Raw genomic sequence first — 9,308 nt, forward strand, 5'->3', positions numbered from 1 at the left:
CCTCCGGTAATTACGCTGGAATCATACCACTGTGCCGGAGCAATGCATCAACCTGTGGCTCGCGACCGCGAAAGGCGCGGAAGTTGTCAAGTGCAGGGCGGGTGCCGCCGACCGAAAGGATCTCGTCGAGAAAGCGTTTTCCGGTCACCGGGTCGAAGGGGTCGCCGGCCTCCTCGAAGGCTGCGAAGCAGTCCGCAGACAGCACCTCGGCCCACTTGTAGCTGAAGTAACCGGCGCCATACCCCCCGGCAAAGATGTGCGAGAAGCTGTTCGGGAGGCGATGCCATACGGGTGGGACGATGACCGCCACCTCGCGCCGGACTTCGGCGAGCAGGTCGAGAATGCTGGTGTTTCCTGCCGGGTCGAAGTCGCAATGCAGGAGAAGGTCGAACAGCGAGAACTCGAGCTGGCGGACGTTCTGCAGGCCGCTCTGGAAGTTCTTCGCTGCCAGCATCTTGTCGAACAGAACGCGCGGCAGGGGGGCGCCGGTGTCGACGTGCGCGGTCATTTGCTGCAGTACGCCCCAGTCCCAGCAATAATTTTCCATGAATTGCGAGGGCAGTTCGACGGCATCCCACTCGACGCCGTGGATACCCGAGACACCGAGTTCCTCGCACCGCGTCAGCAGGTGATGCAGTCCATGACCGGTTTCGTGGAAGAGAGTGCTTACCTCGTTGTGCGTAAACGTGGCCGGCTTGCTGCCGACCGGGCGCGAAAAATTGCAGTTGAGGTAGGCGACCGGCTTCTGTATACCCACGCTCGTATGACCCGCGATGCGGCGGCGGGCGATTGCCTCGTCCATCCAGGCTCCGCCACGCTTGGTTTCGCGGGCGTAGAGGTCGAGGTAGAACTGGCCGATGAGTTCGCCGGCCACGGCGTCCTTCTCCGCATTGGGCATCGAATTTCCACCCACTTGCGCTTCGATGCGGAAGAAACGCACATCCTCGTGCCAGACGGGGGCGCTATCCGGCTTGATACGCACGCCAAACAGCGTTTCGACGACGTGGAAGAGCCCGGCCAGCACTTTTTCTTCGCCGAAGTATTGCTCCACATCCTGTTCGGAGAAGGCGTAGCGCGCTTGCAGCAACTTCTCCGAGGCATAACCCACATCCCAGGATTCGAGAGTCTCCAGCCCAAGTTCCTGGCGTGCGAAATCGCGCAGTTCAGCGATATCCTGCTCGGCAAACGGCCTCGCCTTGATCGCCAGGTCGCGCAGAAAGGCCAGCACCTGAGCAACCGATTCGGCCATCTTGGGCACCAGCGAGACCTCGGCATGATTAGTGTAGCCAAGGAGTTGTGCGGCTTCGCGGCGCAGCTCGAGAATGCGCAGGATGAGCGGAGTGTTGTCGAGTTCGCTCGGGCCGAATTCAGCCGCGCGCGTGGCATAGGCGCGGTACATCGCGGCACGCAGCCTGCGGCTATCGGCGTACTGCATGACAGGCAGGTAGGACGGCATGTGCAGGGTGAATTTCCAGCTCGCCGGGGTGCCCGCTTCAGCATCCTTCAGCGCGGCTTCGCGGGCGGCTTGTTTGACATCGTCAGGCAGGCCGGCCAGTTCGGCTTCGTCGCTGACGATTTCAGCAAAGGCATTGGTCGCATCGAGCAGGTTTTCCGAAAATCGGGCCGCCAGGCGGGCCAGCTCTTCCTGAATGGCCTGGAAGCGCGGCTTCTTTTCCTCGGGCAGTTCGGCGCCGGAAAGGCGGAAATCGCGTATCTCGTTATCGATAATCCTGCGCCGGGCAAGCGACAGTTGCGGGTACTCGGCACTTTCCCGAATCGCCTTGTAGCCGGCGAAGAGTTTGAGGTTCTGGCCAAGTTCGGCATAGAAGCGGCTGACTGCGGGCAGCATGCTGTTGTAGGCCTCACGCCATTCAGGTATGTCGTTGACCGAGTGCAGATGAGCGACAATGCCCCAGGCACGTGAGAGGCGCTCGATGCCGTCGCCGAGCGGAGCCGCAAAGTCGTTCCAGGTGGCAGCAACATTTCCGGTAGTCAGTTGCTCGACAAGCGCGCGAGCCTCAGCAAGCAGTTCATTGATGGCTGGTTGAACATCGGCTGAAGTAATGGCATCGAAGCGGGGCAGACCGGTAAAATCGAGCAGGGCGTTGGCATTCATGGATTCTCTGTCATTCAGGCAAGCTGAGGGTAGTCGTAGCTTCCCCCATGGTGGTTACGGGCAAGGTTCGACAAGGTCGCGGTAAGCATGCCATGAGGCGTGGCCAAGCAGCGGCATCGTGATCACCAGCCCGAAAAGTAGCGTGGCGAAGCCGATCAGTGTAAGGGCCACGACCCACGCTGCCCACAGCAGCATGACGTCGAGATTGAGCACCACGGCACGCAGGCTGGTAATCATGGCGGTAACGAAGTCGACGTCACGGTCGATCAGCATCGGTATCGAAACAGCGCTGACGGCAAAAACAAGCAAAGACAGGCCGCTGCCGGCGATGAACCAGGCCATCGTCATGCCGAGATACTCGGCATTGAGCAGCACACCGAAGATGAAGGCCGGGATATTGGGTGTCAGACCGGGTACCAGCAGTGCGAAAAATACGGCCGATGTAGTCTCCCAGATGATGGCAACAAGCGCCAGCAGCAGGCCGAACAAGGCCATTGACTGGCCGTTGCGGCGCCAGCCGGAGAGTGAGTCGATGAAGGTGCTGTGTTGCCCGAGAGCCTGCCGTCGGCTGATCTCGTAGAACCCGCTGGCGAGCAGCGGGCCGATCAGGATGAAGCCGGAAAGGGCGCCGGTAAAGAGATAAGGGTTGCGCCAGGAGAAGATCAGGGCGACATCGCCGGCGATGGCGAAGAGCAGGCCGTAGGCCAGGCTGGCGATCGGGTTGGCGCGCATGTCCTGCCAGCCGGAGCGCAGCCAGGCCAGGGGGCGGCGCAGCCCGATACGGCGCACTTCCGGTAAGGCGAAGTTGTGGTCGAGCGGGGTCAGTGAGTCATTCATCGTCCCTCCTCTGTATTTTTTGATTTATGCCTTATGACTCCGAAGAGGGGTAAAGGTTCTCATTCGATGAATTTCCGGCCGCTCAGACGTTCGTAGGCTTCCACATACTTGGCATGGGTGCGAACGACAACCGCCGCCGGCAACGCCGGCCCGGGCGCTGCCTTGTTCCAGTCCAGCGTCTCCAGGTGATCGCGCACAAACTGTTTGTCGAAGGACGCCGGATTGCTGCCCTCACGGAAAGAATCGGCCGGCCAGAAGCGCGAGGAATCGGGGGTGAGCACCTCGTCGATCAGGTGCAGCGTGCCGCTGGTATCGATTCCGAATTCGAACTTGGTGTCGGCGATGATGATGCCGCGCGTCGTTGCGTAGTTGGCTGCTGCGGTGTACAGCGCAAGGGCGGCGTCACGTGCCTGAGCGGCAATCCCGGCGCCGCTCTTGCCCGTGCCGTAGAGCGCGTCAGCAAGTAGCGCGCCGCAGTTGATCTGTGCCTGCTCGAACGAGATGTTCTCGTCGTGTTCGCCTTGTTCTGCCTTGGTCGCCGGCGTGAAGATGGGTTCCGGAAGTTTGCCGGCCAGCTTGAGGCCGGCCTCCAGCTTGACGCCGCAAACAGCGCCGGTACTCTGATAATCCTTCCAGCCGGAACCGATCAGATAGCCGCGAACGACGGCTTCGATCGGCAGCGGCTTGAGGCGCTTGACGACGAGCGCACGTCCGCGCACCTGATCGCGCTCTTGCGCTGTGACCACGCTTTCCGGGTCGACGCCGGTCAACTGGTTGGGCAACAGGTAGCCGAGCTTGTCGAACCAGAAGCTGGCCATCTGCGTAAGTACCTTGCCTTTACCGGGAATCGGATCTGGAAGGATTACGTCGAAGGCGGAGATGCGGTCGCTGGTAACGATCAGCAAGCGCTCCGAGTCGATGGCGTAGATGTCCCGTACTTTACCGCGGCCCAGCAGTGGCAGGCTCTTGATGCTCGATTCATAGAGGGCTTGAGTCATGGTTCTTGATCCGAAAGAAAGTAAATGAAAGAGAATGATTGCGCCGGTCGAAGAGTTTAATCGCTTCCTTCAGTATCCAGCGCCAGCGACTTGCGCATGCGCTTGATCCCGAACAGCGCAAGGATGGTGATCAGGGGAATCGATAGGGCGGTAGCGATTTCGGGTGAGAGGGCCGGGAAAAGATACTTGCCTCCCTTGACGAGGTAATGAACGAGTTGCGAGCCATAGTAGGTAATGGCCACGATCGACAGTCCTTCAACAGTTTCCTGCAGGCGCAACTGAACTTTGGCGCGCTTGTTCATTTGCGTCAACTGCTCCTGGTTTTGCCGCTTGAGTTCGATATCGACCCGCGTGCGCAGCAGTTGGCTGTTGCGCGCAACGCGGTTGGACAGATCGTCCTGTCGTCTGGCCATGGCGGCACAGGTGTTCATCGCCGGCAGGAATCTACGTTGCATGAATTCGTGCAGCGTCTGGTAACCGGGGACGCGAATCTCGCGCAATTCGTTGATGCGCTGCCAGACCAGGCTGTTGAAAGCGCAGGAGGCGCCGAAGCGGACCGTGGTGCGTGCCACCGAGTGTTCGACTTCAGCCGCCATTTTCGAAAGATCGGCAAGAACGGCGCCTTCGTCTTCTGGCGAATCGACCTGAACGATGTGATCCATCAATTCGGCCAGGCGACTTTCCGCACCGTTCAGCCAGTGTCCGACTTCGATGGCAACCGGCAAACCAAGCAGTGCCATCATGCGATAGGTTTCGATCTCGAACAGGCGCTGCACCGCACGACCGGGCTGTCGACCAGCCAGGCTGTCGTCGAGCACAAGGAAACGCGAGAATCCGTTGTCGAACATGAAGTCGGTAAACACCCAGCCCGCGCCATTGGCGATTCGGGAAACGACCATTTGCCGGTTTGAAGTGGGCGACAGACCGGCAAATACCGATTCAGGCGAAACGTCAGTGGTTGAGCGCAATTCGACATGCGTGGCTACGATCAACTGGCCCGGAATGGCCGACAGCCAGTCGGGAAACACCGCGTCAAGCGCTGTGGCATCAGGGTCTAGCGGTTCTCCGACGCGTAACGGGCAAAAGAAGGTGTAGCTCGAATATTCGGTATGCAACTCCCAGCGCATCTGGAAACTGCCGGCATCCAGCATCAGATGGTTGCTCGAGTTTTCAATGAATTTGCACGTACTGGTCTGACAGAGACGCAAAACGTTTTCGCGTTCATCCTGTGCGGTCAAAGCATCATGTTGAAAAGCGAGATGTGTTACCAGTAGCGGGCTGCTGATCGGGATCGGTGAGCGAGCGTGGAATTCGCTGTTCAGGTAATCACGTAGTGGGTGTTTCTCAATATCGGTAAAGTTGAATCTGGCGTGCATGGCCTCTCCAGAATAAAAAAAGCGCTTCACCACGGTCTCGGCTGGTTAGTCGATCACTGGAAGTGATCAAGCCGATTGGTAAGACTCGACAGACTGAGGCAATAATGAGCGAGGGGCGGGGCATGCCGTCCCTTGTACTCGGGATCAGCCTCGGGGCGGCGCGCGCTCGCCGACGCGAACGATGGTCAGCGTATTTGTGCCGCCGGTTAGCCCCATCTGGTCGCCATAGGAAAGAACGATCAGATCGCCCTTGATGACGACGCCGGCCTCGATAAGCCGTTGTTCAACGTCGTAGCGCAACACGTCGGGGTCATTGTGCATTTCTTTCATGAGCAGCGGGAATACCTCGCGAAAGAGCGTCATTTTCGACTGCGCTGCGGGTTCCTGCGTCAGCGCGAAGATGGGTATTCCACAGTTCAGGCGGCTCATCCACAGGGCTGTCGAGCCGGAAGAGGTTAGCGCGGCGATGGCTTTGACATTGAGGTGATAGGCGGCAAATAGCGCGGCCATGGCGATCGACTGGTCAATGCGGGTAAAAACCCGGTCGAGAAAGTCGCGATCAAGCGTAATCAGAATCGACTTCTCGGACTCCAGGCAGATGCGCGCCATCGATTCGACCGTTTGCACCGGGTAGTGGCCTGTCGCTGTTTCAGCCGAGAGCATGACGGCATCTGTGCCGTCAAGCACGGCATTGGCGACATCCGAGACTTCGGCACGGGTCGGTGTCGGGGACAGAATCATCGACTCCATCATCTGCGTTGCCGTAATCGCCAGCTTGTTCTTTGACCGCGCCATTCGAATCATTCGTTTCTGCAATGCAGGAACGGCGGCATCTCCAACCTCAACTGCAAGGTCGCCGCGCGCCACCATGAGGCCGTCCGAAGCGTCGAGTATTTCGTCCAGCGCAGCAACCGCCTCGACGCGCTCGATCTTGGCAATGGTCAGTGCACGACCGCCGCAGGCGAGCATCAATTGACGTGCCATGTACATGTCAGGTGCACCCTTGGGGAAGGAGACGGCGAGGAAGTCGGCACCAATCTGCGCTGCCGTCTTGATGTCGTCCATGTCCTTGGCGGTCAGCGCCGGCGCCGACAATCCGCCGCCCTGGCGATTGATCCCCTTGTTGTTCGTAAGCTCGCCACCGTGGCGTACAAGGGTGTGGATTTCCCGGCCGACGACGCGTTCCACCTCAAGCTCGATGCGACCGTCGTCAAGCAACAATACATTGCCGGAACTGACATCCTTTGGCAGATCCTTGTAATCCAGGCCGACGCGTTCCCGGTTGCCTTGTTCGCATTCAGCGTCAAGAATGAACTTGTCGCCGGCTTCCAGCGTTATTTTGCCCTCGGCAAATTTTCCAATACGAATCTTCGGACCCTGCAAATCGGCAAGAATGCCGACCGGTCGACCAACCAGAGCGGCAACCCTCCTGACGCTGGCAGCAAGGGCGATATGGTCTTCGGCCTTGCCGTGAGAGAAGTTAAGGCGGACGACATCAACGCCCGCACGGATCAGTGTTTCAAGAACGAGCGGGTCGCGTGAAGCAGGGCCGAGGGTGGCAACGATCTTGGTATGGCGGGACATGAAGTTCCTTTTATAACTGGCCGTGAAATCCGGCGGCGGGTGCTGTTTTTCATGAGTTTGAAGAGGGATATTAGCGTATATGTGTCGCTTATACCCGGATTCGGCCTGCCGGACTGGAGCCACCAGGCTGAACACTCGTCCGAACCTAGGGCACTGAATGCCCTTTTCGCTGCGACCTCAACAGGCTTTCCCGAACACAACAGGACAAGAATCTACAGATGGGATGTTGCACCAAGGTTACATGTCGCCAGGGTGAGTTGCATATGGGCAACGAATTTGACACCCGGTTGCAAACGCCCTGTGCTGGTTTGCAAGTTAACTACAGCTTGCCCAAGACACGAACGCCGACCAAAGGCCGGCGTTCGACTGCTATAAGCAAATTAGATGCTGTCGTTCAGATGTTGGCAGAACGCCACCATTGATTATGGTTGTCGCGCAACACGCTGTGGCTAAGCATCGGATAAAACGCCAGGTCACTAGCGCCATTTCCCACATAGAAGCCCTTCTTGATCATGCGGTAGGGGAATTCCAGTGAGTGCACGCGATGCACCATCTTGCTGTCCTTGGTACTCGGCTTGTCATCGGTTCTTGGTTTGAGAACCATCAAGGCCTCGCGCAGGTGATGCATGAACGAGTAAGGGAGATTGTTGGCCTGGCCGTTTTCCGGATCTGTCGCCAGTTCATCCAGTTCGAGTTCGACAAAGCAGAGTGCAGGGAAACGGATGAACTTGGTCGGGTTGACGGTGACGCTTTCATAGAATGTGACCGGGTCGAGATTGCTGACCACCAGACTGTTGGTCGGCGAAAGATCCTGGTACAGATGCAGGATCGAGTCTCTTTTCGGCGTCAGGACGCCACGATCCAGCCCCAGCGTGTGGCCGTAGGCAGTGGTCAGGTAAAGTTTGCCCAGCGCACTGACCGGGAGGTGTTCCAGTACGCGATAAACGGAAATGTAAACCGAGTGCTTGGGCGTGCCGTCAGCGGCGGGAACGCAGCGCTCAATGGCTGTCTCGATTTCGAAATAGTCGTTTCTGAAGGCCGGATCAATTTCGAAGAACAGGCTCTGCCCCTTTGACTTGTAGCCACTGCCTGTCGAGTAGTATTGCCCGAACTTCTCCGGCGGAAGATTGGAGGCGATCAGCGCTTCGGGAATGAGAGAAAAATAAAGATGAACGGTCATGGCAGCATACCCTTCCCACTAAAATTATTGACATCCAACACAATTAACAAATCGAAATCCGACGAATAGGGCTCAATCCCGATTATGCAGGTGAGCCACGGTGCTCATTATAATGCCACGCTGCCCCGATGTCATTGGGCAACGAAAAATTGCTGTGCATCTTCAGAATAAGACGGCAGAAACAGGAAAAGATCGGAACAGCCTGGCTGCTTGTGCAATCCGATCTCCTGTTTGTGGCTGTTCCGAATAATTTCTACAACTACAAGGACGCTGCAAGTAGCTCCGACTAACGCAGGAATGCGACATAAATCCCGGAAATGATGGCGGTCGTAATAACGCCACTGATATTGGCGCCCAGGGCTTGCGGCAGGATGATCGCCGAAGGATTCACACTTGAAGCTATCTTTTGTACCACCTTGGCCGTAGTGGGAACGCAACTGACGCCGGCGATGCCGATCATCGGGTTGAACTTGCCACCCGTGGCGAAATATAGAATGTAGCCACCGAGAATGCCGCCCAGCGCGGAAATCAGCAGGGCCAGCATGCCGAGCAACAGGAGTTTGAGCACCGTCGGCTCCAGCAGGGTGTTGGCTTCGCACAGTACGCCCAGCGTCAGGCCGAGGAAGAACGTTGCGCCATAAAGGAAAGTCTCGCCGATAAGATTTGAGAAGTTTTCCAGGCCGCTTTCGCGAACGGCCACACCGACAAACACTGAAAAGAACAGCGGCGCCGCTACAGGAAACAGCAGGCAGAGCAGAGTACAGGTCACTACGGCAAAGATGAGCTTCTGTGAGCGGCCAATGACCGGGCCGCTGTCGCCGGCCATATTGATGCCTTGCAGTTTTTTTGGAATCAGCCACTTGATCAGATAAGGGTAACCGCCATAGGTCAGGCCGAGATAAAGGTAGCCGACGACGGTGATGGGTACAAACAGGTGCTTGGCCAGAATAAGCGAGGTGAACAATACCATCGGACCGTCAGCGCCGCCGATTGTCGCAACGGCAGCGGCTTCCTGTTCGGTGAAACCGAGGCCGACAGCAATCGGGAAAACGGCGATGGTGCCGAGTTCGGCAAAAAGGGCAATGATCATGCTCTGGAATGGCCGTGCCATGACGTAGCCGACATCAAGCAGCACGCCGATGCCCATGAATACGAAGCAGGCGATCAGACCATTGCTGAAGGTCAGCGTGTAGATCGGTTGCAGCCAGTTGATCTGC

The 9,308-nt window shown here is 57.9% G+C and carries 7 protein-coding genes; all 7 read right to left on the bottom strand.

Features of this window, described 5'->3' with window-relative positions; genetic code table 11:
- Positions 1-10: 10 nt before the first annotated feature.
- Positions 11-2,116, bottom strand: a complete 2,106-nt coding sequence (locus JNM42_RS03285) for a M3 family metallopeptidase (RefSeq protein WP_294266101.1) — start codon at positions 2,114-2,116, stop codon at positions 11-13.
- Positions 2,117-2,170: 54 nt separating this feature from the next.
- Positions 2,171-2,953, bottom strand: coding sequence for a DUF2189 domain-containing protein (locus tag JNM42_RS03290; protein ID WP_294266105.1), 783 nt, complete (start codon positions 2,951-2,953; stop codon positions 2,171-2,173).
- 59 nt (positions 2,954-3,012) lie between these two features.
- Positions 3,013-3,951 (bottom strand): phosphoribosylaminoimidazolesuccinocarboxamide synthase, encoded by a 939-nt coding sequence (locus JNM42_RS03295; protein ID WP_294266109.1) that lies wholly within the window; start codon positions 3,949-3,951, stop codon positions 3,013-3,015.
- A gap of 56 nt (positions 3,952-4,007) precedes the next feature.
- On the bottom strand, positions 4,008-5,327 hold the full coding sequence (locus tag JNM42_RS03300) for a DUF3422 domain-containing protein (RefSeq protein ID WP_294266112.1): 1,320 nt from the start codon (positions 5,325-5,327) through the stop codon (positions 4,008-4,010).
- A 144-nt stretch (positions 5,328-5,471) separates the two neighbouring features.
- A complete protein-coding gene (gene pyk, locus JNM42_RS03305) occupies positions 5,472-6,911 on the bottom strand; it encodes a pyruvate kinase (protein WP_294266115.1) in 1,440 nt (479 codons plus the stop codon).
- 394 nt (positions 6,912-7,305) lie between these two features.
- Positions 7,306-8,091, bottom strand: coding sequence for a hypothetical protein (locus JNM42_RS03310; protein ID WP_294266118.1), 786 nt, complete (start codon positions 8,089-8,091; stop codon positions 7,306-7,308).
- Between the two features lie 286 nt (positions 8,092-8,377).
- A partial coding sequence (locus JNM42_RS03315; protein WP_294266121.1) for a sodium ion-translocating decarboxylase subunit beta occupies positions 8,378-9,308 on the bottom strand: 931 nt, incomplete at its 5' end.

Origin of the sequence: Propionivibrio sp. (assembly GCF_016790145.1) — a bacterium.
In the GTDB taxonomy this organism is placed as follows: Bacteria; Pseudomonadota; Gammaproteobacteria; order Burkholderiales; family Rhodocyclaceae; genus Propionivibrio.

Coding starts and splice junctions, on each gene's coding strand:
- JNM42_RS03310 (WP_294266118.1), bottom strand. CDS start 8,091: ATGACCGTTCATCTTTATTTTTCTCTCATTCCCGAAGCGCTGATCGCC.
- pyk (WP_294266115.1), bottom strand. CDS start 6,911: ATGTCCCGCCATACCAAGATCGTTGCCACCCTCGGCCCTGCTTCACGC.
- JNM42_RS03295 (WP_294266109.1), bottom strand. CDS start 3,951: ATGACTCAAGCCCTCTATGAATCGAGCATCAAGAGCCTGCCACTGCTG.
- JNM42_RS03300 (WP_294266112.1), bottom strand. CDS start 5,327: ATGCACGCCAGATTCAACTTTACCGATATTGAGAAACACCCACTACGT.
- JNM42_RS03290 (WP_294266105.1), bottom strand. CDS start 2,953: ATGAATGACTCACTGACCCCGCTCGACCACAACTTCGCCTTACCGGAA.
- JNM42_RS03285 (WP_294266101.1), bottom strand. CDS start 2,116: ATGAATGCCAACGCCCTGCTCGATTTTACCGGTCTGCCCCGCTTCGAT.